A 24,818-nucleotide genomic window follows, 5' to 3' on the forward strand; every position below is an offset into this window, starting at 1 on the left:
CTGGGATTGAACCAGTGACCCCTACCGTGTCAAGGTAGTGCTCTCCCGCTGAGCTAATCGCGCCTGGTGTGGCGGTCCTGCAGCAGACCCCGAAGGATCCGACGTGCGCGATACTGGGATTGAACCAGTGACCCCTACCGTGTCAAGGTAGTGCTCTCCCGCTGAGCTAATCGCGCCTGGTGTGGCGGTCCTGCAGCAGACCCCGAAGGGCCCGACGTGCGCGATACTGGGATTGAACCAGTGACCCCTACCGTGTCAAGGTAGTGCTCTCCCGCTGAGCTAATCGCGCGGGGAGGTCACCCGGTGGAACCGGGAGCCCTCTTGGAGGTGGAGACGGGATTTGAACCCGTGTAGACGGCTTTGCAGGCCGTTGCCTCGCCTCTCGGCCACTCCACCAGGCAACACTCGAAGAACGATCTTACACTGTTCTCCATCGAGCGGACGACGAGATTCGAACTCGCGACCCTCACCTTGGCAAGGTGATGCTCTACCAACTGAGCCACGTCCGCCTGTCTCCCGGGATCTTCACCGTTTTTCTCGGCTGCGCTCCCTGGCGACGTGTTGAACTCTAGCGGATTCCCGGGCCAGCTAAAAATCCGTTCCCGCAGCGTGCCGCCGGGGTGCCCGCCGGGCGGTGCCGGACGAGCCCCGCGCCGACCTCGGCGGACGGCCGCGCCGGGGGTGGAACGGCACCCTGAGTGACACCCGCAGGTCACCTGGCGCACGCCCGCGTGACGCCCGACTCTGCTCACGCCCCCCGACCTACACTTCAGGCACCGCAACCCCGAGCAAGCCCGTGCAGGAGAACCGTGTCCGGCCACCCCGCCCCCCACACCCCGCTCGCCCGCTTCGGCGGCCGCCTCGCGACCGGGCTGCGCGACGTCACCTCGGATCCGGCGGCCCTCGACTCCGCCGGCTACTGGGCCGTCGCCTACGACTTCGAGGGCCGGCTCACCTGCGCCCGCTTCGACGACGTCCGCCCGGCCCCCGCCCCGCCGTCCGGCGAGGGCTGGCGCGGCCCGGCCGCCGGCCGCTGGCGCAGCTCGCTCGACCGCGCCGCCTACACCGCGGGCGTCCGCAGGATCCGCGAGCACATCGCGGCCGGCGAGGTCTACCAGGCCAACCTCTGCCGGGTGCTGTCCGCACCGCTGCCCGACCCGGACCGCACCGACATCGACGCCCTCACCGGACTGCTCGCCCACGGCAACCCCGCCCCCTACGGGGGAACCGTCCGGCTGCCCGGCCACGGCGTCGAGATCGCCACCGCCTCACCCGAGCTCTACCTGCGCCGCACCGGCCGCACCGTCTCCTCCGGCCCGATCAAGGGCACCGGCCGCACCGAGCACGATCTCCTCGACAAGGACCACGCCGAGAACGTGATGATCGTCGACCTGGTCCGCAACGACCTCGGACGGGTCTGCGCCACCGGCACCGTCACCGTCCCCGACCTCTGCGCCGTCGAGAAGCACCCCGGCCTGGTCCACCTGGTCTCCACCGTCGAAGGCACCCTGCGCGACGGCGCCGGCTGGCCCGACCTGCTCGCCGCCACCTTCCCGCCCGGCTCGGTCACCGGCGCGCCGAAGTCCAGCGCGCTGCGGATCATCGAAGCCCTGGAGACCGCCCCGCGCGGCCCCTACTGCGGAGCCGTCGGCTGGGTCGACGCCGACCGCGGCGAGGGCGAACTCGCCGTCGGCATCCGCACCTTCTGGATCGACCGGACCGACCCGGCCGCACCCGAACTCCGTTTCGGCACGGGCGCCGGCATCACCTGGGGATCCGACCCCGACCGCGAGTGGGCGGAAACCGAACTGAAGGCCGCCCGCCTGGTCGCGATAGCGTCGGGCACCGAAACCCACACCGACTGAGAGCGGGCACGCGCCCGTCGCCGTCACCGGACCGCGACGGGAACCGACCCGCCCACGCCCCACCGACGAGGAGCAGCCCTCGATGCAGCACCCCACCACCAGCTGGGTCAACGGGTCCCTCGTCGACTCCGCCGACCCCGCCCTGTCCGTCCTCGACCACGGACTCACCACCGGTGACGGAGTCTTCGAGACCCTGAAGGCCGTCGACGGCCGGGCCTTCGCCGTCACCCGCCACCTCGACCGGCTCACCCGCTCGGCCCGCGGCCTCGGCCTGCCCGACCCCGACCACGACCTGGTCCGCGAGGCCTGCGCCCGGGTCCTCGCCGCCAACACGATGCCGCTCGGCCGGCTGCGCATCACCTACACCGGCGGCACCGCCCCGCTCGGCTCCGAGCGCGGCGACGACACCCCCACCCTGGTCGTCTCCCTCGGCGCCGCCGCCCGCCGCCCCGACACCACGGCCGTCGCCGTCGTCCCCTGGCGCCGCAACGAGCACAGCGCCGTCGCCGGCCTCAAGACGACCTCGTACGCGGAGAACGTCGTGGCCCTCGCCGCCGCCCACCGCGCCCGCGCCTCCGAGGCCGTCTTCGCCAACACCGCCGGGCGGCTCTGCGAGGGGACCGGCTCCAACGTCTTCGTCGTCCTCGACGGCGCCCTGCTCACCCCGCCGCTCTCCTCGGGCTGCCTGGCCGGCATCACCCGCCGACTCGTCATCGAGTGGTGCGGCGCCGAGGAGGCCGACCTGCCGCTCGACGCGCTCCAGCGGGCCGAGGAGGTCTTCCTGACCTCCACCCTGCGCGACGTCCAGGCCGTCACCCGCGTCGACGGCCGCGAACTGCCCGGACCGGGCGCGGTGACCGCCAAGGCGATGGCCGTCTTCGCCGAGCGCAGCGGCGACGACCTGGACCCCTGAGCGCCGCCGGGCTCCGGCCCGCGCCGCCGGCGGCTCCCGGCACCGCGCACCCGGCGGGTAGAACACCCGGGCGGCGGGAAGGGACCCCGACATGACCACCACGCTGCGCCCTGAGGGCCCGGAGACACCCACCGCCGGCGGCGGCCGCACCAGACGCTGGCGGATCTGCGCCAACGGCCGCCCGGTCGGCGCGCTGCGCACCAGCGCCCTGCCGCGCGGTGGGCAACTCTGGGGTGAGATATCCGAGTTGGAAGTCCATGAGGGGCGCGGCCGGGGGCGCGGGACGTTCGGCGCGCTGGCCGCCGAGGAGGTGCTGCGCGGCTGGGGCTGCACCCGGGTGGACGCCGACATCCCGGAGGAGTCGCAGCTCGCCCGCTCGCTCGCGGCCACCCTCGGCTACGCCGAGCGGATGCGGAACATGGCCAAGCACCTCACCGAGCCGCCCGCGCTGCCGTCCGGGGTCGTCGCGCGCCCGATCGGCGCCGAAGAGTTCCCGGGCTGGCTCGCGGACGCCAAGGAGGGCTACCTGCGGGACCTGGTCTCCTCCGGTCTCGCTGAGGAGCAGGCCCGCGCCAAGTCCGACGCCGACCACGTGAACCTGCTGCCCCGGGGCGCGGCCACGCCGGGCGTCGCGCTGCGCCGGCTGCGGGGCGCGGGGCCGGACCCGCTGGGCTCGCTCTGGCTGGCCCTGCGGGTCCGCGAGCTGCCCGACGGCGCGCCGCTGGCCTGGGTGATGGTGGTGGAGGTGGCCGAGGCGCACCGGGGCCGCGGGCACGGGCGGGCGCTGATGCTGCTCGCCGAACAGGAGTGCCTGCTCGCCGGCGTCCGCGACCTCGGGCTGAACGTCTTCAGCGGGAACGAGGCCGCGATCCGCCTCTACGAGTCACTCGGCTACCGGGTGACCAACCGCGTCTACGGGAAGACGCTGATCTGACGCACCGTGCGCCGATGGTCCGTCAGGAGGCCTTGGCCGCCTCGACGGCGGCGGAGATCCGCTCCAGCAGGCCGTCCTGGCTCTGCCCGCCGTCCAGCCGCTGCCCGCCGATCACGTAGGTCGGCGTGCCCTGCACGCCGATCGCCTTGCCCTCGGCCTGGTCGGCGTCGACGATCAGCATGTGCCGGCCGTCCACCAGCGCGGTGTCCACCTCCTCGGCGTCCACCCCGACCTCCCGGGCGACCTCCAGCAGCACCTCGGTGCCGCGCGCGTCCAGCTCCTCGACCCGGGCCAGCAGTGCCTCGACGTACGGCCACCCCAGTCCCTGCGCGAACGCCTCCTCGGCGGCCTCCGCCGCGGCGTAGGCGTGCTTGTGCTTCTCCAGCGGGAAGTGGCGCAGCTCGATCCGGAGCGCGTCGCCGTACCGGGCGCGCAGCGTCCGGACGTCGTCCAGGGCGGTGCGGCAGTCCGGGCACTGGAGCTCGCACCAGAACTCGAGACGGGGGAGGGAACCTTCGATCATGCCCCCAGTGTTCCACTAGTGGGTCCCGTGCCGTTCCGGCGGCCGGGTCCGGCCGAACCGGAGCGACGGGAGGTCCGACGAGATGATCGGTACGACTGACAGGCCGACCGGCAGGGCGGTGCGCGGCGGGCGGGCGGCCGAGGACGGGATGCGGCCGTGCTGACGGCGGCGGTGAGTTTCGCGCTCACGGCGGCCGGGGTGGCCGTCGCGGGCCTGCGCGCGTACCGGCGGCGCTTCCTCTCCGCGACCCGCTGGTTCGCGGTGGCGCTGCTGCCGGTCGGCCTCTACCTGACGGGCCTGTTCCCGGTGGCCCGGACCATCGGCAGCGAGCTGGCCGACTGGGCGACCAAGCTGGTCTTCGATCCCCGGGTCTGGACCGGCATCGCGCTGCTGGGCGTTTCGGCGGGCTTGCTGGTCACCACCCGCTGGGCGGCCCGGCGCGGTGCGGTCGCCGAGGGCGGGGCCCGTCCGGCGGCGGCCGGCCCGGCTCCCGGGCGTCCGGCGGTCGGCGCGACGCCGGGGGGTGCGGCGGCGGCCGCGGCGGCCGGCCGGGTGGGGCCGTCGAAGCAGCCGGGCGAGCCGAGCCGGGCGAACCCGGTGAAACAGGGCAAGCAGGCCGGGCCGGCGAAGCAGTCCAAGGGGGACGACGGCCTCGGCGACTTCGCCGACATCGAGGAGATCCTGCGCCGCCGCGGCATCTGACCGGAAGCGGCCCATCCGCGCCGGACCGGGACCGGTCCGGCGGTCTCGGCGTGCCCGGGGTCGGAGCCCCGGGGTCGGAGCCCCGGGGCCGGGACCGGCGCCCCGGGCACGCCCGTACGGCCGGTTCGCGCGGTGCCGGGGCCCGGCGGGCCTGCGCCGGGGCTTCAGGCCGAGGGCACCGTCTCGGCGGACCGCTGGCGCGCCCGGTAGGCGGCCACGTGCAGCCGGTTCCCGCACGTCCGGCTGTCGCAGTAGCGGCGCGACCGGTTGCGCGAGAGGTCGACGAAGACCCGCGCGCAGTCCGGCGCCTCGCACCGGCGCAGCCGCTCGCGCTCGCCGGCGGTGAGGATGAAGGCCAGCGCCATGCCCAGCTCGGCCGCCAGGTGGTCGCCGAGCGCGGCGTGCGGCGCGAAGTAGTGGATGTGCCACCCGTGGTGGTCGTGGTTGGTGAGCCGGGGTGTCGTCCCGGCGGCGGCGACCAGCGCGTTGACCAGTTCGGCGGCCTCTTCGGTGGACTCCGTCCCGAAGACCTCGCGCAGCCGCGAGCGCAGCTCCTGCACCCGGCGTAGGTCGTCGTCGGTGAGGGAGTCGACCTCGCTGATCTCCTGGCGGACCACGAAGGCGTCGAGCGCGGCCACGTCGGGCAGCAGCTCGGTGCCGCACACCTCGGGTGCGGTGTTGAGCAGCTCGACGAGGATGCTCAGCGCGCACTCGGTGTCATGGGTGATCAGCACGTGGGGGCTCCTCGCGCGGAGGGGGCCGTCGGCGCCCCGCGACTACGGTCACTTCCAGACCTTACCGGGCCGCGCGGCACACGGTGCCGGCTTCCCTCGAAGGTGCGTACGGATCTCGTCAGTGCGTGCGGGGAAGTGCGCGGAGGAGGGTGCGGGGAGTGCGCGGAAGGGCGGGCGGGAAGGGCGGGCGGGAAGGGCAGGTGGGGAGGGCGGGCGACGGGCCGCCCGGCCGGATGCCTGCGCCCGGCAGTGAGGCCGGCCACCCGTGCGGGTGGCCGGCCTCACTGCCGGGCGCTTTCGGTGCGGTGACCCGCCCCTGATGGGGGCGAATCGTTTCACCGGCCCCGAGACCGCGTCGTGCGCGGCTGAGTCTGCTGCCGTGCCCCCGAGTAGGACGGCTGCGGTGACGGCAGGAGGTACGACCCCGCCGACAGCGGGGCGTGACCGCCTCCGGTCGGGGTCAGCTTTCGGCGAGGATGTGGGACAGCTCCCGGTCGAGGTCGAAGTGACGGTGTTCGGTGCCGGGGGGTACGGCGGCGTCCGTCCGCTTGAGGAACGACTCAAGCGCCCGGGCCGGGGCCTCCAGCAGGGCTTCTCCTTCCGGAGAGCTCAGCGCGATGCAGACCACCCCTTGCCCGTGGCTGCGCGACGGCCAGACCCGGACGTCGCCGGTACCGGTGGGTCGGTGCAGCCCCTCCGCAAGGAGATCTCGGGCGAACACCCACTCCACGGTCTCGTCGGCGCCGGTGTGGAACGTGGCGTGCACGGCATAGGGGTCGGCGGTGTCGTAGCGCAGGCCCGCGGGGACGGGCAGTGAGGACTCGCTGGACACGATGAGGCGCAGGTGCAGCTCGCAGCTGACCGTGGTGTTCATAAGCGCCATGGCCTTTCGCTCAGTGTGCGCTCGGGGAATCGCACGTCGGCGAACGGACCATCCCACCTCCACGACCGATGTAAACCCCTCTGTCCCGATTCGGGCGCGAGTCGTACCCCTTACGGCGCATTGCGGAATCGCCACAGACTGCCCGCCGGGGCATTACCGGGCCGCTTCTCGGTTAGTTTCCTGGCATGACTGTGCGAAGCGACAAGGCACGCGGTGACGCGGGCGGGAACACGGGAACGGGGGATGTGATCGTGCCGGACGACACGGGGGCGCCGACGGGGCCGGGGAACGGTGACGGCGGGGAGGCGGGGTCCGGGGCGGACGCGGACGGCGGCCGGCCGCTCGGCTCGCGGGCGCCGCACTTCATCCGCCGCTCCCGCCCGCTGCACCTGAGCTGGCAGGTGGCCGTCTTTCTGGCCGGCCTGGCGGTGGTGGTGCTCGGAGTGATCATGCTGCCGCTGCCCGGCCCGGGCTGGGTGGTCATCTTCCTGGGCATGGGCGTCTGGGCGACCGAGTTCGTCTGGGCCCAGCTGGCGCTGCGCTGGACCCGCCGCAAGGTGGCCGAGGCGGCCCAGAAGGCCATGGACCCGCGGGTCCGCCGGCGCAACATCACGCTCACCGTGATCGGCCTGGCGGTGATCGCGGGGATCGGCGGCTGGTACCTGTGGAAGTACGGGCTGGTCATGCCCTGGAAGATCAACGAGGACTGAGCGGGGCCGGGCGGGAACCGGCCGAGGGTCGGGCGAGGGCCGGGCACGGTCCGCCCGCAGACGGTCCGCGGTCCGCCCGCGGACGGTCCGCGGCCCGTCCGCGGTCCGTCCGGGGGGAGCGGTGCCGGAGGTGCGCCGTCCGGGTGAGGCGGCCGGTCCGGGGGCCGGGGGTGAGCGTGTTCGGACCACCCCGCGGGATGCGGTAATGTTTTCCCTGCACCCGGGCGATTAGCTCAGCGGGAGAGCACTTCGTTCACACCGAAGGGGTCACTGGTTCGATCCCAGTATCGCCCACCGGAATGCATTGTGATATGTGAGGCCCAGCCGATTATCGGCTGGGCCTCACATGTATTTCCACAATCCCGCGAACAGTGCCCGGGAATGGACTGAGGCGCAGTCACCTTCCGTGCGGAGTGCGAGTTCTGCGGATGTGTCGGCCGCCACCTCGGGGAACCGAGTTGTACCGCACCCCCCGAATGGTGCTACAGTTCTTCTCGTTGCCCGGGCGATTAGCTCAGCGGGAGAGCACTTCGTTCACACCGAAGGGGTCACTGGTTCGATCCCAGTATCGCCCACCGGACAGCACGCAGGCCCTGATCGGGATACCGGTCAGGGCCTGCGGCGTTCGCGCACGCACCGGGGCGCCGGGCACCCCGGCCGGGCCCGCGCTACGCCGCCACCCCGCAGCTGTGCTCCGGCGACAGCCGGCGGCCGCAACCGCACCGGGCCGGCCGCAGCGGCCAGGACAGGTCCACCCGCTCGTCCGCCCCCGACCGGTTGAACCACGCCTGGAGCCCCCGCGCCTGCGCCGCGTGCCAGACCGCCTGCCGCAGGTGCAGCTCCGCCACCGTCAGCCCGCCCAGCGCGGCCGGGTAGCGCGACCCGATCGTCCGGACCACCGCCAGCGCCGCCGCCGCGTCCGCCGCCGCGTCGTGCGCCCCGGTCAGCTCCACGCCGTAGTGCGCGCACAGGTCGGTCAGCGTCCGGCGGCCCTTGCGGTACCGGTCGACGTGCTTGTCCAGCACCCTGGGGTCCAGCACCAGCAGGCCCGCCGGGCCCACCGCGTCGATCAGCGTCACGCCCTGGTGGCGGCGCAACTCGCGGTCCAACAGCGTCAGGTCGTAGGGCGCGTTCATCACCGCCACCGGGCGGCCGGCCCGGGCCTGCACCGCCAGGGCGGCCGCGATCTCCGCCACCACCGTCCGTGCGGGGCGGCCGAACGCCCGGACGCGTTCGTCGCTGATCCCGTGCACCGCGCGGGCGCCGTCCGGTATCGGCACCCCCGGGTCGGCCAGCCAGGTGGTCGCCTGCGGGGCCGTGCCCGGGGCGAGTTGGACCACCAGCGCGGCCGAGACGATGCGGTCGGTCTCGACGTCCACGCCGGTGGTCTCGGTGTCGAAGGAGGCGATCGGGCCGGTGAACCAGTGCTGCTGCATGACTGCCCCTCGGATACAGCGCGTTCCCGCCCCGGTGATACCCGCTCCTGACGCCCCCTCAACCGTTTGGCGCAACACCGGCCGGGCACCCTGCCGACAGGTGCCCTGTTCGAATCGGGACGGGCCCCGGGGGACGGGGGAGGGGAACCCGGCGATGGCGCTGACCCAGCCGCAGCCCGAGGAGGCGGCGGCCGCCCTGCGGGGCGACCTGGCGGTGACCGCCTGCATGGAGACCCTGCAGGTCGGCTACCTGCACGCGGTCGCCGCCGCGGCCGGCTGCTCGCTCTCCCAGCCGTTCCCCGACAACGGCATCGACTGGCAGGTCAGCCACGGCTCCCGGACCCACGAGATCGACGACGAGGTCACCGTCAAGATCCAGCTGAAGGCCACCCAGCAGATCGCCCCCGATCCGCGCGGCCCGTACTTCAGCTTCACCCTCGACAACGACCACCTGCGGAAGCTGGCCCGCCCCCGGGTCGCGGTGCCCCGCATCCTCGTCGTCATGCTGTTGCCCCGCCGGGTCGACCGCTGGCTGGCGGCCCGGCCGGACGCGCTGGAGCTGCGGCACTGCTGCTACTGGGTCAACCTGGCAGGCCACCCGGTCACCGGGCAGCGCCGGACCAACGTCCGGGTACCCACCGCGAAGGTCTTCGACGACCGCGCACTGTGCGACATCATGGCCAGGGTCGGCGCGGGCGGCAGCCCGTGACGGCCCGGCCCCCGGCCGGGAGGAGCCGCACCATGACACTGCCCCACGGGCCACTGCGCCCCGGTCCCGGCGAGCCGCAGGCCCGGGCACTGCCCGACCCGGCCGCCGTCGACCCCGCCGTGCTCGCCACCCTGCTGGCCCGTCACGGCTGGGTCCGGCGCGGGGGGCCCGCCGCCCGGTACGGCCGGTGGACGCCACCGGACGGCGCCGACCCCGGCACCAGCCTGATCGTCCCCGCCGGCGACGGCTTCGACGACGCCGTGGACCTCCTCGGCGACGCCGTCACCGCGCTCTCCCGCTCCGCCAGCCCCTCCGCCCGCGCCATCCTGCTCGCGCTCGCCGTCCCCGGCGACGAGCTCCAGTGGCGGCGCGACCTCGCCGGACCCTCCGGCACGGCGACCGCCGCCGCCCCCGCCACCGTGCCCTGGGACGACACCGAACGGCTCCAGCGGGCGGCCCGCGCCATGCTGGCGGCCGGCGCCAAGGCCGGCCGCACCCGGGCCGCCTACTTCGGCGCCCGGCTCGACAGCTGGGCCGGGGACTTCCTCGACCGCGTCCTGGTCGTCTCCGGCGGTCCCGGCCTCACCGCCTACACCCCCGCCCCCGAGGGCCGGGCGGCGGTGACCACACTCGTCCGCGCCCTGGAGGCGCTGCGCGACGCCGTCGACTACCGCCGGGTCAGCGGCGGCGCCGAGGCCTTCGAGAACGCCGTCCAGTCCGGCGTCAGCCGCGAGCTCGTCGACTCCGTCGAGGAACTGGTGCGCGGCGCCACCGCCGCCCAGCTCACCGTCGTCTGGTCGGCCGCGGCCGGGACCCCCGGCGGCTTCGGCGACCGCCGGATCGCCCTGGAGTTCTCGCCCGGCGACCTGCCCGCCCTCGCCGAGGCCGCCGAACTGCTGGAACGCATCGAACCCGCCGTCGCCGTCACCGTGGTCGGCGTCGTCGTCCGGCTCAAGCGCGCCGACCCGGCCGGCACCGGCTCCGTCCGCCTGCGGGTGCTCGGCGGCGCCGAGGTCGACGAGGTCAAGGTCCGCCTCCCCGACCCCGCCTACCGGCTGGCCGCCGAGGCCCACCTGGCCGGCACCCCGGTCCGGGTCAGCGGCCGGCTGGAGCGGCGCGGCGGCTTCCGCCGGCTCACCCGGCCCACCGGCCTGGAGCCCTGCGGGCTGGAGGAGGCCGAGCGGGAGCGGCTGCTCAAGACCCTGGGCGGCGGGTAGGGAGGGTACGGAGGTGACGGTGGGGCCACCGGTCTCGGTACCATCGTCACGCGCAGCGCAGTGTTGCGTCCTATGAATCCAGCACGTCAGGAGAGACCGGTGACGGACGTCCGGGTAATCATCAACCGCGAACCCGATCGGGAAGAGCGCGTGGTGACCACGGGCACTACGGCCGCCGAGCTCTTCGCCGACGACCGCTCGATCATCGCCGCCCGCGTCGGCGGCCAGCTCAAGGACCTCGCGTACGCCGTCCTGGACGGCGACGAGGTCGAGCCGGTCGAGATCGGCAGCAAGGACGGCCTCGACATCCTGCGCCACTCCACCGCGCACGTGATGGCGCAGGCCGTGCAGCAGCTCTTCCCGGAGGCCAAGCTCGGCATCGGCCCGCCGGTCAAGGACGGCTTCTACTACGACTTCGACGTCGAGAAGCCGTTCCACCCCGATGACCTCAAGGCCATCGAGAAGAAGATGCAGGAGATCATCAAGCGGGGGCAGAGGTTCTCGCGCCGCGTCGTCACCGACGAGGCCGCCCGCGAGGAGCTGTCCGGCGAGCCGTACAAGCTGGAGCTGATCGGCCTCAAGGGCTCCGCCGCCACCGCCGGCGAGGGTGCCGACGTCGAGGTCGGCGCCGGCGAGCTGACCATCTACGACAACCTGGACCCGAAGTCCGGCGAGCTGTGCTGGGGCGACCTCTGCCGCGGCCCGCACCTGCCGTCGACCCGGATGATCCCGGCGTTCAAGATCATGCGCTCGGCCGCCGCGTACTGGCGCGGCAGCGAGCGCAACCCCATGCTCCAGCGCCTCTACGGCACCGCCTGGCCGACCAAGGACGCGCTCAAGGCGCACCTGGAGTTCCTGGAGGAGGCCGCCAAGCGCGACCACCGCAAGCTCGGCAACGAGCTCGACCTCTTCTCCATCCCCGAGGAGATCGGCTCCGGCCTCGCCGTCTTCCACCCCAGGGGCGGCATCATCCGCCGCGCCATGGAGGACTACTCGCGCCGCAGGCACGAGGAGGAGGGCTACGAGTTCGTCTACACCCCGCACGCCACCAAGGGGAAGCTCTTCGAGAAGAGCGGCCACCTCGACTGGTACGCGGACGGTATGTACCCGCCCATGCAGCTCGACGAGGGCGTGGACTACTACCTCAAGCCGATGAACTGCCCGATGCACAACCTGATCTTCGACGCGCGCGGCCGCTCGTACCGTGAACTGCCGCTGCGCCTCTTCGAGTTCGGGACGGTCTACCGGTACGAGAAGTCCGGCGTGGTGCACGGCCTGACCCGCGCCCGCGGCTTCACCCAGGACGACGCGCACATCTACTGCACCCGCGAGCAGATGGCCGACGAGCTCGACTCGACGCTCACCTTCGTGCTCAACCTGCTGCGCGACTACGGCCTGACCGACTTCTACCTGGAGCTGTCCACCAAGGACCCGGAGAAGTTCGTCGGCTCGGACGAGGCGTGGGAGGAGGCCACCGCCGTCCTCGCCGCGGTGGCCGAGAAGCAGGGCCTGCCGCTGGTCCCGGACCCGGGCGGCGCGGCCTTCTACGGCCCGAAGATCTCGGTGCAGGCGAAGGACGCCATCGGCCGTACCTGGCAGATGAGCACCATCCAGCTGGACTTCAACCTGCCGGAGCGCTTCGACCTGGAGTTCACGGCGGCGGACGGCTCGCGCCAGCGGCCGGTCATGATCCACCGGGCGCTGTTCGGCTCGATCGAGCGCTTCTTCGCGGTGCTGCTGGAGCACTACGCCGGCGCCATGCCGCCGTGGCTGGCCCCGGTCACCGTGACCGGCATCCCGATCACCGACGAGCACGTGCCGTACCTGCTGGAGGTCGCGGCCGAGCTGAAGAAGCGCGGGATCCGGGTCGAGGTCGACACCTCGGACGACCGGATGCAGAAGAAGATCCGCAACGCCCAGAAGAGCAAGACCCCGTTCATGCTGATCGCCGGGAACGACGACGTCGAGGCGGGCGCGGTGTCCTTCCGCTACCGCAACGGCGAGCAGAAGAACGGCGTCCCGGTGGCCGACGCGGTCGCCGAGATCGTCGACGCCGTGGAGCGCCGCATCCAGGTGTGACGCCGCGGGCACGCGTGAGCGCGGGGCGGGCTCCTGGGGAGTCTGCCCCGCGCTGCTTTGCAAGCACGTGCGGGCGAATATGCTGATCAGCATGACGACTGAGCCGGAACTGCAGCGGGGCGTCGGCGAGCCGGACGGCTTCCGCCGCCTGTGGACCCCCCATCGGATGGCCTACATCCAGGGCGAGAACAAGCCCACCGGCCCGGCTCCGGACGACGGTTGCCCGTTCTGCTCGATTCCGTCGCTGAGTGACGAGGACGGGCTGGTCGTCGCGCGCGGCGGCTCCGTGTACGCGGTGCTCAACCTCTACCCGTACAACGGCGGCCACCTGATGGTGGTCCCGTACCGGCACGCGGCGGACTACACCGAGCTGGACGGGGCGGAGACGGCCGAGCTGGCGGTGTTCACCAAGAAGGCGATGACGGCGCTGCGCGCGGCCTCGGGCGCGCACGGCTTCAACATCGGGATGAACCAGGGCACGGCGGCCGGTGCCGGGATCGCGGCGCACCTGCACCAGCACGTGGTGCCGCGCTGGGGCGGGGACACCAACTTCATGCCGGTGGTCGGCCACACCAAGGTGCTGCCGCAGCTGCTGGCGGACACCCGCAAGATGCTGGCCGAGGCCTGGCCGCAGGACTGAGCCGGAACGGACGAGGGCCCCGCCGACCGTGGTCGGCGGGGCCCTCGTCGTGCGCGGCGCGGGTGTCAGGCGTCGTAGCTGTCGACCTTGAACGGGCGGCTGCCCTGGGCCTCGGCCTTGAGCCCGGCGGCGCGGCCCTTGAAGGCGCGCTCGGTGTCCAGGTCGTGCTCGGCGAGGAACTCCAGCGTGGCGGTGTGGACGGCGCCGAGCACCGGGTGCGAGGAGTTGAGGGCGTTGTCCGCCATGGTGCGGGTGCCCCACGGCGGGCCGGCCCAGATGTGCCGCAGGCCGAAGGGCTCGGGCAGGCCGAGGCCGCCGCCGAGCCAGGAGAGCAGGCCCGGCATCCGGTAGAAGGGGGCGCGGACGGCCTGCCGGACGACCTCGTCGTTGTCGATCAGCGGGAGCTTGACCGTGCGCTCCTCCCAGAACCGCACGGTCTTGGCGACCGACTTCTCCTTGTCCTTGGGCTTGTCGAAGAAGTAGCCGTTGATCGGGCCGAGGGCGTAGCCGGCGACGGTGATGTTGAGGGTGTTGGCGAGCAGCACCACGGTGACGGTGAAGGTCAGGACGAGCTTGCCGTCGTGGGTGATGAACTGGGTGGCGAGGTAGTGGCGGGGGCCGCCGCCGAAGGTCTGCTTGTCGGCGATGGCCTGGACGGCGAAGTCGCGCATGTGGTCGCCGTCCATGTCGGCGTTGCCGGGGCGGCTGATCTCGTCGGCGCTCTCGCCGACCTCGAAGACGACCCACTGCTTGACGCGGACGCCGGGCATGCCGCTGTTGGCGACCTCGCTGATGCCGAGGGCCTTGAGGTGGCCGGCGATCTTGCGGACGAGGTCCCAGGGGTGGAACTGGCGGAAGTCGATCTGGCCCTCGGCGGGGCGCAGGGTGTCGATGAGCTTCCACTCGCCCCAGCGGCGGCCGGCGCCGAGGATGCCCTTGGGGCCGGCGTAGTGCTGGACGTTGGTCTCCTGCTCGGACTCCAGTCGGCCGAGCTTGGCGCGCAGGTCGGCGGCCTTCTTGTCGAGGTCGTCGCGGGGGACGGCCATCGGGACGGTCGCGGCGACGGCGTTGCCCTCGACCAGCTGCAGCCAGCGGGCGCGCAGGTCGACGGCGGTGCGTACGACGATGCGCTTCGCGAGGTACCAGCCGATGACGGGCGCCAGCATGACGATGCGCAGGTAGAGGCCGAGGATCCCGCCGACGGGGGGCTTGACGGCGAACAGGGCGGCGAGGGCGACGGCGAGGACGAGCACGACGGCGCCGTAGACGGCGGCGTTCTTGGGGTTGTCGCGCCTGAGCCAGGCGCGGAGCTGGAAGGCGCCGAGCCAGACCAGGGTGCCGGGGAGGCAGAGCACGCCGGTGACGACGGAGATGGTGGACAGCTGCCGGTCGCGGTTCCGGCGGATCTCCTCGGCGGCGAGGCAGTGCTCGACGACCTGGCGGGTGTCGACACCGAAGGCGGGGACCAGGGGTTTGCGGTCGCCGCCGAGCGCGCGGGAGATGAGCGCCTTGCTGAAGGCCTCGCCGAAGTTGGGGGCGAAGAGGGCGAAGCGGCCCTTCTTCGCGGTGGCCCCGTCGAGCTTGCCGGCGTCGTCGGTGAGCTTGCCGTCGCGGTACGCGGCCGAGGAGAGCGCCTGCGTGCCGGCGGTCTGCGGGCCGGCATCGGTCCGGGGTATCTGCGCACCCGGGGTCATGTCGAGTGTGGTCACGGTGGCGTCCCCTCCTCCCCTTGTCCTGCGGCAGGTTACCGTGCCCCGGCGCCGTCGTGTGGATGATCGTCTGAAGTGCCGTCACGAACGGGCCACGGTGGACCTGTGGGGCATGATGCCCACGTTTCGTCAGTGCGATGCGCCCGGACGGACGCCGGGTCGCCCTGGCCGGATCGGGCGGTGCCGGATGGTGCACGATGGCGGTATGGACAACGCGGTGATGAGGGACCCGGTGCTGGTCTTCGACGGGGACTGCGCCTTCTGCACGACGTGCAAGAACTGGGCCGAGCGGTACCTGCGGCAGACGCTGGCGTCGGGTGGCTGGGACGCGGTGCCGTTCCAGTTCGCGGATCTGGAGGGGCTGGACGCGCTGGCCGGGGGGCGCGGGGACGTGTCCTGGGAGCGCGCGGAGCGCGAACTGCTCTGGGTGACGCCGGCCGGCCGGGTGTACGGCGGGGCCCAGGCGGTGGCGCGGCTGCTGCTGCGGTCGGGCGGTGCGTGGGCGTACGCGGGCGGGCTGCTGGCGCTGGCGCCGGTGCGGCCGGTGGCGGCCCTGGTGTACCGGTGGGTGGCGAAGAACCGGCACCGGATGCCGGGCGGGACGCCGGCCTGTGCGCTGCCGCAGCGGCCGGCGGCCGGGGCGGGTCCGGCCGACGCGTGACGCTCGGGAGCACCGGGCCCGCGGCCGGGCCGGGCCGGTGCTCCCCGGGGTTCAGTCCTTCTCGGTGAAGCGGGCGGCGAGTGCGGCGGGCATCGGTTCGTGCCGCAGGTGGGCGCGGCTGAACTCGGCGGTGCCGTGGGTGAGCGAGCGCAGGTCGACGGGGTAGCGGGCGAGTTCGAGTTCGGGGACCTCGGCGCGGAGCAGGGTGAGGCCTGGGCCGGCGGTCTCGGTGCCGAGCACACGGCCGCGGCGGGCGGAGAGGTCGCCGAGGACGGCGCCGAGGTAGTCGTCGGGGAGCAGGATGCCGACCGCGGCGACGGGTTCGAGCAGCCGGATGACGGCGTGCTCGGCGGCGTCGCGCAGGGCGAGGGCGGCGGCGGTCTGGAACGCCGAGTCCGAGGAGTCGACGGAGTGCGCCTTGCCGTCGGTGAGGGTGACCCGGATGTCGACGAGCGGGTGGCCGGTGGCGACGCCCTTGTCGAGCTGGGCGCGGATGCCCTTCTCCACGGAGGGGATGAAGTGCCGGGGGACGGCGCCGCCGACGACGTGTTCCTGGAACTCGAAGCCGGATCCGGCGGGCAGCGGCTCGACCTCCAGCTCGCAGATGGCGTACTGGCCGTGGCCGCCGGACTGTTTGACCAGGCGGCCGTGGCCGGCGGCGGCGGTGCCGAAGGTCTCGCGCAGGGCGACCCGGTGCTCCACGGTGTCGACGTGGACGCCGTGGCGGGTGCGGAGGCGGTCGAGGACGACCTCGGCGTGGGCCTCGCCGGTGCACCAGAGGACGAGCTGGTGGGTGTCGGGGTTCTGTTCCAGGCGGAGGGCCTGGTCCTCGGCGGCGAGCCGGGTGAGCGCCTGGGAGAGCTTGTCGTCGTCGGCCTTGCTGTGGGCCTCGACGGCGATCGGGAGCAGCGGTTCGGGGAGGGTCCAGCCGTCGAGTTTGACGGGGTGGCCGGGGTCGTGGGCGGTGTCGCCGGCCCGGGCGGTGGTGAGTTTGGCGGCGCAGACGAGGTCTCCGGCGACGGCGTGCGGGACGGGGCGCTGGAGTTTTCCGAAGGGGCTGGTGAGGCCGGTGACGCGTTCCTCGGTGTCCTGGTCGGCGGGGTGGTCGGGGCCGGCGAGGTGGATCCGGGTGTCGGGGCGCAGGGTGCCGGCGTAGAGGCGCAGGAGGCTGATCCGGCCGACGTAGGCGTCGCCGGTGACGCGGACGACCTGGGCGGCGAGCGGGGCCTCGGGGTCGCACTCGGGGGCGGGGCGGGTGCGCTCGGTGGGGTCGGGGAAGGAGGTGGCGATGAGGTCGAGGAGTTCGGTGGCGCCGAGGCCGTTCTCGCTGGTGGGGACGGCGGGGTGGAGGGCGCAGGTGAGGACTTCGCGGCGGAGTCCGGCTTCGAGGGAGTCGGTGTCGAGGGGGTCGCCGGAGAGGTAGCGCTCCATGAGGGTGTCGTCCTGGCCGGAGATGGCCTCGACGAGGCTCTCGCGGGCGGTCGCGGTGTCGGGGAGGGGGTCGGTCTGCCCGTAGGTGTGGCCGGTGAGCAGGTCGACGCTGCCGTCGGGGTGGCCGTCGTGGTGGACGGGGACGTAGAGCGGCCGGAGGGTGTCGGGTCCGAGGCCGAAGGCGTCGTGGCAGGCGGTGAGGATGTCGTCGAAGCTGCTGCGGGCGATGTCGAGCTTGGCGACGGCGATGGCGCGGGGGATGCCTTCGGCGGCGCACTCGCGCCAGAGGGCGCGGGTGGGGGCGGTGACCGGGTCGGTGGCGGAGACGACGAAGACGGCGGCGTCGGCGGCGTGCAGGGCGGCGCGCAGTTCGGCGGCGAAGTCGGGGTGGCCGGGCGGGTCGATCAGGTTGATCTTGACGCCGTTCCAGGCGAGGGGGAGGACCGACAGCTGGACGGAGCGCTGCTGCTGGTGCTCGATGGGTTCGTGGTCGGCGACGGTGGTGCCGTCGGTGACGCGGCCGGGGCGGCCGACGGCGCCGGCGGCGTGGGCGAGGGATTCGGCGAGGGTGGTCTTGCCCACGCCGGCGCAGCCGATGAGGACGACGTTGCGAAGGTCGCTTGGTCCGGTGACGGCGGGTGCCTGGCCGGCTCGGGCGGTGCTGCGGTCGGGCATCGGGGTCTCCTCCCGTCGCGCCGAGGCTGTCGGTGAAAGTCTAGGTGCGGTGGTCCGCGCGCGCCGGGTCGGCGGGCGCGGGTGCGGGTGCGGGTGCGGCCGGCGCCGGGGGCGGGTGAGGCCGGTACCGGGGCGCGCGGGGCGGGGTCGGGCGGTGCGTGGGCGGGGTCGGTTCCCCGGCGTGGCTACCATGGGTGCGCCGGGTGGGCTGATCCATTCGGTCGTCTGCCGCGTTCTCTGGCCGCAGGCGGGTACCAGCCAGATCGGAGCGGTCCGGAAGGCCATGCTCAACAAATACGCGCGTGCCTTCTTCACACGTGTCCTGACCCCGTTCGCCGCGTTCCTGATCCGGCTGGGTGTGAGTCCGGACACGGTGACGCTGGTCGGTACGGCCGGTTCGGTGACGGGTGCGCTGGTGTTCTTCCCGCGCGGGGAGTTCTTCTGGGGCACCGTCACGATCACGCTGTTCATCTTCTCGGACCTGGTCGACGGGAACATGGCCCGGCAGCTGGGGCGGTCCACCAAGTGGGGGGCGTTCCTGGACTCCACGCTGGACCGGGTCGCGGACGCGGCGATCTTCGGCGGCCTGGCCCTGTGGTACGCGGGCAAGGGCGACAACAACCTGCTGTGCGCGGTGGCGGTGTTCTGCCTGGCGAGCGGGCTGGTGGTGTCGTACACGAAGGCGCGGGCGGAGAGCCAGGGGCTGCCGTGCGACGTGTCGGGGCTGGTGGAGCGGGCCGAGCGGCTGGTCATCAGCCTGGTGGCGGCCGGTGTCGCGGGTCTGGCCACGTTCGGGGTTCCGTACGTGGAGTGGCTGCTGCCGGTGGCGCTGTGGCTGGTCGCGGCGGGCAGCCTGGTGACGGTGGTCCAGCGGATGGTGACCGTGCGCCGCGAGGCGTTCGAGGCGGACCGCGTGGCGGCCGGGAGCTGAAGGGGCGGGCCTGCGGTGAAGGACCTGAAGGACCGGCTGGTGTACGCGGCGTACGCGGTGGGCTGGGGGGTGCTCAAGCACCTGCCCGAGCCGGTCGCGCGCGGGCTGTTCGACCGGTTGGCGGACTACGCGTGGCGGCGGCGCGGCCCGCGGGTGCTGCAGCTGGAGGCGAACCTGCTGCGGGTGCGTCCGGGCGCGGACGAGGCGCGGCTGCGGGAGTTGTCGCGGGCCGGGATGCGCTCGTACATGCGGTACTGGCTGGAGTCGTTCCGGCTGCCGGTGTGGGGGCGGGAGCGGGTGGCCCGGGACGTCCGGGTGGACGGCTTCGAGCAGCTGCGGGAGGCGCTGGAGTCGGGGCGCGGCGCGGTGATCACGCTGCCGCACATGGGCAACTGGGACCTGGCGGGCGCCTGGGTGGCGCTGGAGGGGTACCCGTTCACGACGGTCGCGGAGCGGTTGAAGCCGGAGCGGCTGTTCGACCGGTTCGTGGCGTTCCGCGAGGGCCTGGGCATGGAGGTGCTGGCGCTGACCGGCGGCTCGGTGAACGTGGTCGGCACGCTGGCGCGGCGGCTGCGGGAGGGGAAGCTGGTCTGCCTGGTGGGGGACCGCGACCTGTCGGAGGCCGGGGTCGAGGTGTCGTTCTTCGGTGAGGCGACCAGGATGCCGGCCGGTCCGGCGGCGCTCTGCCAGCGGACCGGTGCGGCGCTGATGCCGGTGTCGCTCTGGTACGAGGGCCGGATGCTGCGGGCGCAGATCCATCCGGAGGTCCCGGTGCCGGCCGAGGGGGACCGCAAGGAGAAGACCCGGGTCATGACGCAGGCGATGGCGGCGGTCTGGGAGGACGCGATCCGGGAGCACCCGGAGGACTGGCACATGCTGCAACGGTTCTGGCTGGCCGACCTCCCGGTCCGTGAGACGGTGGAGGCGGCGGAGCGTGTGGCGGGCCGCCCTGCCGAGGAGCCGGCCGCCGAGGCCTCCGGGGCCTGACGGCCCACCCGAAGGAGCATGAGGAGACCTGTGAAGATCGGCATCGTCTGCCCGTACGACTGGGACGTTCCCGGTGGGGTGCAGTTCCACATCCGGGACCTCGCCGAGCATCTGATCGGCCTGGGTCATGCGGTGTCGGTGCTGGCGCCGGCCGAGGACGACGAGGCGCTGCCGCCGTACGTGGTCTCGGCGGGTCGGGCGATGGCGGTGCCGTACAACGGCTCGGTGGCCCGGCTGAGCTTCGGCCTGCTGTCGGCGGCCCGGGTGCGGCGGTGGCTGCACGAGGAGCGGTTCGACATCCTGCACGTGCACGAGCCGGCCGCGCCGAGCCTGTCGATGCTGGCCGCCTGGTCGGCGTCCGGGCCGATGGTGGGCACGTTCCACACCTCCAATCCGCGGTCGCGGGCGATGATCGCGGCCTCGCCGATCCTGCAGCCGGGGCTGGAGAAGATGCGGGCCCGGATCGCGGTGAGCGAGTACGCGCGGCGGACGCTGGTGGAGCACCTGGGCGGGGACGCCGTGGTGATCCCGAACGGCGTGGACGTGGGGTTCTTCGCGGAGGCCGAGCCGGACGAGCGCTGGACGGGCGGGGCGGCGGACGGCGAGCCGGGCACGATCGGCTTCGTCGGCCGGATCAACGAGCCGCGCAAGGGCCTGCCGACGCTGCTGGCGGCGCTGCCGCGGATCCTGGCCGAGCGGCCGGGGGTGCGGCTGCTGGTGGCGGGCAAGGGCGACGAGGAGGAGGCGGTCGCCGGGCTGGCGCCGGAGGTCCGGGCCCAGGTGGAGTTCCTCGGCATGGTGAGCGACCGGGACAAGGCCCGGCTGCTGCGCAGCGTCGACCTGTACGTGGCGCCGAACACCGGCGGCGAGAGTTTCGGGATCATCCTGGTCGAGGCGATGTCGGCGGGCGCGCCGGTGCTGGCCAGCGATCTGGACGCGTTCAAGCAGGTGCTGGACGGCGGGGACGCGGGCGAGCTGTTCCCGGTGGAGGACGCGGACGCGCTGGCCCGGTCGGCGCTGCGGCTGCTGGCGGATCCGCGGCGGCTGCGGGAGCTGAGCGGCGCGGCGTCCCGGCACGTGCGGCGGTTCGACTGGTCGACGGTGGGCGCGGACATCCTGGCGGTGTACGAGACGGTGGCGTCGGGTGCGGCGGCGGTGGTCGAGGAGGACGAGCGCGGCGGCCGGCGGGGCCGGTTCGGGCTGGCCCGGGACTGAACCGGGAGCGGGCCGGGGACGGGACCGGGTCCGGGGACGGGACCGGGACCGGGGCCGGGGGCGGGGACGCGTCCGATTGCGGTCCGGGAGCGAAATTGCGGGCTCGGAGCCGGGATGGACCGCGGGGCTGCCGTGGTTAGGGTCTGCCAGACCCGTTTCCGCGCAACTGGAGGCATCCGATGCCGCAGATCTCCGTCGACTACTCACCGAGCCTGGACGGCTCCTTCGACCGCCGGGCGCTGGGCCTGGCGATCAACCGGCTGGCGGTGAAGACGATCGCCGCGCAGTCCGAGGCGTGCAAGACGATCTTCCGCCGGAGCGAGCCCGAGGTCGTGGTCGGGGAGAGCGAGCGCCCCGAGGCCCAGGTGTTCGTGCAGTTCGAGATCTTCCCGGGGCGCAGCGGGGAGGCGAAGGCGGCGCTGACCGAGGGGGTGCTGGCGCTGCTGGCCGAGCACCTGGCGCCGGCGCCGGGGGAGCGGCTGCACCTGGCGGTGGACGTCCGGGACATCGACCGCGAGGCCTACCGGAACACGGCGATCGAGGGGTGAACCGGGGGCACCCGGTAGCGTAGCGCCCCGTGACTACCTGGATCTGGGCCGGCGTGGCCGTGGTGCTGTTCGGCATGTACCTGAGTTGGACGGCCGGCCGGCTGGACCGGTTGCACGCCCGGATCGACGCCGCTCGTGCGGCGCTGGACGCGCAGCTGGTCCGCCGGGCGTCGGTGGCGATGGAGCTGGCCACCTCCTCGCTGCTGGATCCGGCGGCGTCGCTGCTGCTGCTGGACGCGGCGCACGCGGCGCGGCAGGCGGAGGACGAGCAGCGCGAGGTGGCGGAGAGCCAGCTGAGCCTCGCGCTGCGGGCGGTGTTCGCCGAGCCGGAGCAGGTCGAGGTGCTGGTGGCCGAGCCGGGCGGCGAGGAGGCCGTGAAGGACCTGACGGCGGCGGTGCGGCGGGTGCCGATGGCGCGGCGGTTCCACAACGACGCGGTGCGGGCGGCCCGGGCGGTGCGTGAGCACCGGCTGGTGCGCTACTTCCGGCTGGCGGGCAAGGCGCCGTTCCCGATGGCCTTCGAGATGGACGACGCGCCGCCGCCGGCGCTGACCCCGGAGGGCGCGCCCTCGTAGGGTGTGCCTTCACGGACCGCGTGTCCCAGGGGGTGCGCCCGCTCGGACACGCCGTCCCGGAGCGTGTCGGACACGTCCCGGTGTCCGCTGGTTTCATCCCTCGGGGCGGGGGTCCGGATCCGTCCTGTTTGTCGTAACCCGTCGGTCGGGCTGGACTTGGTGGCGCATGGAGGCGCCGTTTCTTCCGCCTACCATAGGGCGATAGCACTGGTTCATCTTCGAGTGAGGTCTCACGTGTCCACCACCCCCACCACCGCAGACCAGCCGCAGATCGGTACCGCCCGGGTGAAGCGCGGCATGGCCGAGCAGCTCAAGGGCGGTGTGATCATGGACGTGGTCAACGCCGAGCAGGCCAAGATCGCCGAGGACGCCGGCGCTGTCGCCGTCATGGCGCTCGAGCGGGTCCCGGCGGACATCCGCAAGGACGGCGGCGTCGCGCGCATGTCGGACCCGAACATGATCGAGGAGATCATCGCCGCGGTCTCCATCCCGGTCATGGCCAAGTCCCGGATCGGCCACTTCGTCGAGGCCCAGGTCCTGCAGTCGCTCGGTGTCGACTACATCGACGAGTCCGAGGTGCTCACCCCGGCCGACGAGGTCAACCACTCGGACAAGTTCGCGTTCACCACCCCCTTCGTGTGTGGTGCGACCAACCTGGGCGAGGCGCTGCGCCGCATCGCCGAGGGCGCGGCCATGATCCGCTCCAAGGGCGAGGCCGGCACCGGCAACGTCGTCGAGGCCGTTCGCCACCTGCGCCAGATCAAGAACGAGATCGCCAAGCTGCGCGGCTTCGACAACAACGAGCTGTATGCCGCCGCCAAGGAGCTGCGCGCCCCGTACGAGCTGGTCAAGGAGGTCGCCGAGCTCGGCAAGCTGCCGGTCGTGCTGTTCTCCGCCGGTGGTGTGGCCACCCCGGCCGACGCCGCGCTGATGCGCCAGCTGGGCGCCGAGGGCGTCTTCGTCGGCTCCGGCATCTTCAAGTCGGGCGACCCGGCGAAGCGTGCCGCCGCGATCGTCAAGGCGACCACCTTCTTCGACGACCCGAAGATCATCGCCGACGCCTCCCGCAACCTGGGCGAGGCCATGGTCGGCATCAACTGCGACACCCTGCCGGAGAGCGAGCGCTACGCCAACCGCGGCTGGTAGTCCCCGCCGGACGGCCCGCCGCACGGTGTGATCATCGGTGCGGCGGGCCGCTGCGCGTCGTCCGAACGAGAGTCTGAAGAGGTAGCAAGAGTGTCCACTCCAGTGATCGGCGTCCTCGCCCTGCAGGGCGACGTCCGCGAGCACCTGGTCGCGCTGGCCGAGGCCGACGCGCTGGCCCGCCCGGTCCGCCGTGCCGAGGAGCTGGCCGAGGTCGACGCGCTGGTGATCCCCGGCGGGGAGTCCACCACCATGTCCAAGCTGGCGCTGCTGTTCGGCGTGATGGACCCGCTGCGCGAGCGCGTCGCCGCCGGCATGCCGGTCTACGGCACCTGCGCCGGGATGATCATGCTGGCCGACAAGATCCTGGACGGGCGCGAGGACCAGGAGACCGTGGGCGGCATAGACATGACCGTGCGCCGCAACGCCTTCGGCCGGCAGAACGAGTCCTTCGAGTCGGGCGTCGGCTTCGAGGGCCTGGACGACGCGCCGGTGCACGGCGTGTTCATCCGCGCCCCCTGGGTGGAGTCGGTCGGCGCGGGCGTGCGGGTGCTGGCCGAGCTGCCCGCCGCCGACGGGCCGGAGAGCCGGATCGTCGCGGTGCGCCAGGGCAACCTGCTGGCCACCTCGTTCCACCCCGAGCTCACCGGCGACCACCGGGTGCACGCCTACTTCGTGCGGATGGTCGAGGAGCACCTCGCCGCCGCGTGACCGTCTGCGAGCGACCGTGTGCGGGCGACCGGTGGCGGCACCGGTAAGATCTCATCTGTTCATTTCCCTTTGGCGACGTAAAGGAGCTGGCGATGTCCGGCCACTCTAAGTGGGCTACCACCAAGCACAAGAAGGCCGTGATCGACGCCAAGCGCGGCAAGCTCTTCGCCAAGATGATCAAGAACATCGAGGTGGCGGCGCGCACCGGCGGCGGCGACCCGGCCGGCAACCCGACGCTCTACGACGCCATCCAGAAGGCGAAGAAGAGCTCGGTCCCGATCGACAACATCAACCGCGCCGTCAAGCGCGGTTCGGGCGCCGAGGCCGGCGGGGCCGACTACTCGACGATCATGTACGAGGGCTACGGCCCGAACGGCGTCGCGGTGCTCATCGAGTGCCTCACCGACAACCGCAACCGCGCCGCCTCCGACGTGCGCGTCGCCATGACCCGCAACGGCGGCTCGATGGCCGACCCGGGCTCGGTCTCGTACCTGTTCAACCGCAAGGGCGTCGTGATCGTCCCCAAGGCCGACGGCGTCGACGAGGACAAGCTGTTCGAGGTCGTCCTCGACCAGGAGCCCGAGGAGATCAACGACCTCGGCGAGTCCTTCGAGATCGTCTCCGAGGCCTCCAAGATGGTCGCCGTCCGCACCGCGCTGGTGGACGCCGGCATCGACTACGACTCGGCCGAGGCCAACTTCCTCCCGAGCATGCAGGTCGAGCTGGACGTCGACGGCGCCCGCAAGATCCTGAAGCTGATCGACGCCCTGGAGGACAGCGACGACGTGCAGAACGTCTTCGCCAACTTCGACATCAGCGACGAGGTCGGTGCGCAGCTCGACGCCGAGTGATCGAACCGACGTCCCGGCCCGGTGGTCCCACGACCA

24 protein-coding genes and 6 tRNA genes are annotated in these 24,818 nt (G+C 73.0%); 20 read left to right on the forward strand and 10 right to left on the reverse strand.

All coding sequences use genetic code 11. The features are described from left to right. Nucleotides 1-104: 104 nt before the first annotated feature. From AC067J_RS16755 to AC067J_RS16770, 4 genes are all read right to left on the reverse strand, one after another. A tRNA-Val gene (locus AC067J_RS16755) sits at nucleotides 105-176 on the reverse strand. A 41-nt stretch (nucleotides 177-217) separates the two neighbouring features. Continuing rightward, nucleotides 218-289, reverse strand: a tRNA-Val gene (locus AC067J_RS16760). Between the two features lie 33 nt (nucleotides 290-322). Next, nucleotides 323-396: transfer RNA gene (locus AC067J_RS16765), tRNA-Cys, on the reverse strand. Between the two features lie 40 nt (nucleotides 397-436). Further along, nucleotides 437-509 (reverse strand) — tRNA-Gly (locus AC067J_RS16770). Between the two features lie 300 nt (nucleotides 510-809). Here AC067J_RS16770 and AC067J_RS16775 point away from each other — a divergent pair. From AC067J_RS16775 to AC067J_RS16785, 3 genes are all read left to right on the forward strand, one after another. Next, nucleotides 810-1,865: a chorismate-binding protein gene (locus AC067J_RS16775; RefSeq protein WP_478299806.1), complete on the forward strand. Its 1,056-nt coding sequence runs from the start codon at nucleotides 810-812 to the stop codon at nucleotides 1,863-1,865. An 82-nt stretch (nucleotides 1,866-1,947) separates the two neighbouring features. Then, the gene (locus AC067J_RS16780) at nucleotides 1,948-2,778 is read left to right on the forward strand and encodes an aminotransferase class IV (RefSeq protein ID WP_478299808.1); all 831 of its coding nucleotides are present in this window, start codon (nucleotides 1,948-1,950) and stop codon (nucleotides 2,776-2,778) included. 91 nt (nucleotides 2,779-2,869) lie between these two features. Further along, nucleotides 2,870-3,712: a GNAT family N-acetyltransferase gene (locus AC067J_RS16785; protein ID WP_478299810.1), complete on the forward strand. Its 843-nt coding sequence runs from the start codon at nucleotides 2,870-2,872 to the stop codon at nucleotides 3,710-3,712. A gap of 22 nt (nucleotides 3,713-3,734) precedes the next feature. On the opposite strand, the gene AC067J_RS16790 is transcribed toward AC067J_RS16785, so the two are convergent. Continuing rightward, entirely contained in the window at nucleotides 3,735-4,235 is a 501-nt protein-coding gene (locus AC067J_RS16790; RefSeq protein WP_478299812.1) for a DsbA family protein, read from the reverse strand. Between the two features lie 156 nt (nucleotides 4,236-4,391). On the opposite strand from AC067J_RS16790, the gene AC067J_RS16795 reads away from it, so the two are divergent. Next, complete coding sequence (locus tag AC067J_RS16795) at nucleotides 4,392-4,937, forward strand: hypothetical protein (protein ID WP_478299814.1); 546 nt, start codon at nucleotides 4,392-4,394, stop codon at nucleotides 4,935-4,937. Between the two features lie 164 nt (nucleotides 4,938-5,101). On the opposite strand, the gene AC067J_RS16800 is transcribed toward AC067J_RS16795, so the two are convergent. Next, nucleotides 5,102-5,671, reverse strand: coding sequence for a CGNR zinc finger domain-containing protein (locus AC067J_RS16800; RefSeq protein WP_478299816.1), 570 nt, complete (start codon nucleotides 5,669-5,671; stop codon nucleotides 5,102-5,104). Between the two features lie 460 nt (nucleotides 5,672-6,131). Then, on the reverse strand, nucleotides 6,132-6,545 hold the full coding sequence (locus AC067J_RS16805; RefSeq protein WP_030056266.1) for an SsgA family sporulation/cell division regulator: 414 nt from the start codon (nucleotides 6,543-6,545) through the stop codon (nucleotides 6,132-6,134). A gap of 194 nt (nucleotides 6,546-6,739) precedes the next feature. On the opposite strand from AC067J_RS16805, the gene AC067J_RS16810 reads away from it, so the two are divergent. The 3 genes from AC067J_RS16810 to AC067J_RS16820 all read left to right on the forward strand — a co-directional run bounded on the left by AC067J_RS16810 (nucleotide 6,740) and on the right by AC067J_RS16820 (nucleotide 7,839). Then, complete coding sequence (locus AC067J_RS16810; protein ID WP_478299818.1) at nucleotides 6,740-7,264, forward strand: TIGR02611 family protein; 525 nt, start codon at nucleotides 6,740-6,742, stop codon at nucleotides 7,262-7,264. 222 nt (nucleotides 7,265-7,486) lie between these two features. Then, nucleotides 7,487-7,558: transfer RNA gene (locus AC067J_RS16815), tRNA-Val, on the forward strand. Between the two features lie 209 nt (nucleotides 7,559-7,767). Then, nucleotides 7,768-7,839 (forward strand) — tRNA-Val (locus tag AC067J_RS16820). 93 nt (nucleotides 7,840-7,932) lie between these two features. On the opposite strand, the gene AC067J_RS16825 is transcribed toward AC067J_RS16820, so the two are convergent. Beyond that, entirely contained in the window at nucleotides 7,933-8,700 is a 768-nt protein-coding gene (locus AC067J_RS16825; RefSeq protein ID WP_478299820.1) for an exonuclease domain-containing protein, read from the reverse strand. A 154-nt stretch (nucleotides 8,701-8,854) separates the two neighbouring features. Between AC067J_RS16825 and AC067J_RS16830 the strand changes: the two genes are divergently transcribed. The 4 genes from AC067J_RS16830 to AC067J_RS16845 all read left to right on the forward strand — a co-directional run bounded on the left by AC067J_RS16830 (nucleotide 8,855) and on the right by AC067J_RS16845 (nucleotide 13,345). Then, nucleotides 8,855-9,409, forward strand: coding sequence for a DUF4365 domain-containing protein (locus tag AC067J_RS16830; protein WP_478299822.1), 555 nt, complete (start codon nucleotides 8,855-8,857; stop codon nucleotides 9,407-9,409). 32 nt (nucleotides 9,410-9,441) lie between these two features. Further along, nucleotides 9,442-10,626 carry a hypothetical protein gene (locus AC067J_RS16835; RefSeq protein WP_478299824.1) on the forward strand — a complete coding sequence of 395 codons (1,185 nt, stop codon included), beginning with the start codon at nucleotides 9,442-9,444 and terminating at the stop codon, nucleotides 10,624-10,626. A 99-nt stretch (nucleotides 10,627-10,725) separates the two neighbouring features. Then, nucleotides 10,726-12,705, forward strand: coding sequence for a threonine--tRNA ligase (gene thrS / locus AC067J_RS16840; protein WP_478299825.1), 1,980 nt, complete (start codon nucleotides 10,726-10,728; stop codon nucleotides 12,703-12,705). 79 nt (nucleotides 12,706-12,784) lie between these two features. Next, nucleotides 12,785-13,345: an HIT family protein gene (locus AC067J_RS16845; protein ID WP_327675758.1), complete on the forward strand. Its 561-nt coding sequence runs from the start codon at nucleotides 12,785-12,787 to the stop codon at nucleotides 13,343-13,345. Nucleotides 13,346-13,410: 65 nt separating this feature from the next. Here AC067J_RS16845 and AC067J_RS16850 read toward each other — a convergent pair whose 3' ends face one another. After that, nucleotides 13,411-15,054: a hypothetical protein gene (locus AC067J_RS16850; protein WP_478299827.1), complete on the reverse strand. Its 1,644-nt coding sequence runs from the start codon at nucleotides 15,052-15,054 to the stop codon at nucleotides 13,411-13,413. A 205-nt stretch (nucleotides 15,055-15,259) separates the two neighbouring features. On the opposite strand from AC067J_RS16850, the gene AC067J_RS16855 reads away from it, so the two are divergent. Next, entirely contained in the window at nucleotides 15,260-15,715 is a 456-nt protein-coding gene (locus tag AC067J_RS16855) for a thiol-disulfide oxidoreductase DCC family protein (RefSeq protein ID WP_478299829.1), read from the forward strand. Between the two features lie 51 nt (nucleotides 15,716-15,766). On the opposite strand, the gene AC067J_RS16860 is transcribed toward AC067J_RS16855, so the two are convergent. After that, nucleotides 15,767-17,821 (reverse strand): elongation factor G-like protein EF-G2, encoded by a 2,055-nt coding sequence (locus tag AC067J_RS16860; protein WP_478299831.1) that lies wholly within the window; start codon nucleotides 17,819-17,821, stop codon nucleotides 15,767-15,769. Between the two features lie 283 nt (nucleotides 17,822-18,104). Here AC067J_RS16860 and pgsA point away from each other — a divergent pair, with 283 nt between their 5' ends. The 8 genes from pgsA (at nucleotide 18,105) to AC067J_RS16900 (ending at nucleotide 24,782) form a co-directional block, all read left to right on the forward strand. Further along, nucleotides 18,105-18,752, forward strand: a complete 648-nt coding sequence (pgsA, locus tag AC067J_RS16865; protein WP_478299833.1) for a phosphatidylinositol phosphate synthase — start codon at nucleotides 18,105-18,107, stop codon at nucleotides 18,750-18,752. Between the two features lie 15 nt (nucleotides 18,753-18,767). Beyond that, nucleotides 18,768-19,739, forward strand: a complete 972-nt coding sequence (locus AC067J_RS16870; RefSeq protein WP_478299835.1) for a phosphatidylinositol mannoside acyltransferase — start codon at nucleotides 18,768-18,770, stop codon at nucleotides 19,737-19,739. A 30-nt stretch (nucleotides 19,740-19,769) separates the two neighbouring features. Continuing rightward, nucleotides 19,770-20,954: a glycosyltransferase family 4 protein gene (locus AC067J_RS16875; RefSeq protein WP_478300096.1), complete on the forward strand. Its 1,185-nt coding sequence runs from the start codon at nucleotides 19,770-19,772 to the stop codon at nucleotides 20,952-20,954. A gap of 179 nt (nucleotides 20,955-21,133) precedes the next feature. Then, complete coding sequence (locus tag AC067J_RS16880; RefSeq protein WP_478299837.1) at nucleotides 21,134-21,502, forward strand: 5-carboxymethyl-2-hydroxymuconate Delta-isomerase; 369 nt, start codon at nucleotides 21,134-21,136, stop codon at nucleotides 21,500-21,502. Between the two features lie 74 nt (nucleotides 21,503-21,576). After that, on the forward strand, nucleotides 21,577-22,077 hold the full coding sequence (locus tag AC067J_RS16885; protein WP_478300097.1) for a hypothetical protein: 501 nt from the start codon (nucleotides 21,577-21,579) through the stop codon (nucleotides 22,075-22,077). A gap of 234 nt (nucleotides 22,078-22,311) precedes the next feature. Continuing rightward, nucleotides 22,312-23,223 (forward strand): pyridoxal 5'-phosphate synthase lyase subunit PdxS, encoded by a 912-nt coding sequence (pdxS, locus tag AC067J_RS16890; protein WP_327675744.1) that lies wholly within the window; start codon nucleotides 22,312-22,314, stop codon nucleotides 23,221-23,223. A 90-nt stretch (nucleotides 23,224-23,313) separates the two neighbouring features. Next, entirely contained in the window at nucleotides 23,314-23,931 is a 618-nt protein-coding gene (pdxT, locus tag AC067J_RS16895; RefSeq protein WP_478299839.1) for a pyridoxal 5'-phosphate synthase glutaminase subunit PdxT, read from the forward strand. 92 nt (nucleotides 23,932-24,023) lie between these two features. Next, entirely contained in the window at nucleotides 24,024-24,782 is a 759-nt protein-coding gene (locus AC067J_RS16900) for a YebC/PmpR family DNA-binding transcriptional regulator (RefSeq protein WP_478299840.1), read from the forward strand. Nucleotides 24,783-24,818: the final 36 nt, after the last annotated feature.

This window comes from Kitasatospora sp. NPDC042419, from assembly GCF_056437345.1.

Bases quoted from the DNA above. Each gene is read 5' to 3' on its own strand.
- AC067J_RS16780 (WP_478299808.1), top strand. From the start codon at position 1,948: ATGCAGCACCCCACCACCAGCTGGGTCAACGGGTCCCTCGTCGACTCC.
- AC067J_RS16785 (WP_478299810.1), top strand. From the start codon at position 2,870: ATGACCACCACGCTGCGCCCTGAGGGCCCGGAGACACCCACCGCCGGC.
- AC067J_RS16790 (WP_478299812.1), bottom strand. From the start codon at position 4,235: ATGATCGAAGGTTCCCTCCCCCGTCTCGAGTTCTGGTGCGAGCTCCAG.
- AC067J_RS16805 (WP_030056266.1), bottom strand. From the start codon at position 6,545: ATGAACACCACGGTCAGCTGCGAGCTGCACCTGCGCCTCATCGTGTCC.
- AC067J_RS16810 (WP_478299818.1), top strand. From the start codon at position 6,740: ATGACTGTGCGAAGCGACAAGGCACGCGGTGACGCGGGCGGGAACACG.
- AC067J_RS16825 (WP_478299820.1), bottom strand. From the start codon at position 8,700: ATGCAGCAGCACTGGTTCACCGGCCCGATCGCCTCCTTCGACACCGAG.
- AC067J_RS16830 (WP_478299822.1), top strand. From the start codon at position 8,855: ATGGCGCTGACCCAGCCGCAGCCCGAGGAGGCGGCGGCCGCCCTGCGG.
- AC067J_RS16835 (WP_478299824.1), top strand. From the start codon at position 9,442: ATGACACTGCCCCACGGGCCACTGCGCCCCGGTCCCGGCGAGCCGCAG.
- AC067J_RS16845 (WP_327675758.1), top strand. From the start codon at position 12,785: ATGCTGATCAGCATGACGACTGAGCCGGAACTGCAGCGGGGCGTCGGC.
- AC067J_RS16855 (WP_478299829.1), top strand. From the start codon at position 15,260: ATGGACAACGCGGTGATGAGGGACCCGGTGCTGGTCTTCGACGGGGAC.
- AC067J_RS16860 (WP_478299831.1), bottom strand. From the start codon at position 17,821: ATGCCCGACCGCAGCACCGCCCGAGCCGGCCAGGCACCCGCCGTCACC.
- pgsA (WP_478299833.1), top strand. From the start codon at position 18,105: ATGCTCAACAAATACGCGCGTGCCTTCTTCACACGTGTCCTGACCCCG.
- AC067J_RS16880 (WP_478299837.1), top strand. From the start codon at position 21,134: ATGCCGCAGATCTCCGTCGACTACTCACCGAGCCTGGACGGCTCCTTC.
- AC067J_RS16885 (WP_478300097.1), top strand. From the start codon at position 21,577: ATGTACCTGAGTTGGACGGCCGGCCGGCTGGACCGGTTGCACGCCCGG.
- AC067J_RS16900 (WP_478299840.1), top strand. From the start codon at position 24,024: ATGTCCGGCCACTCTAAGTGGGCTACCACCAAGCACAAGAAGGCCGTG.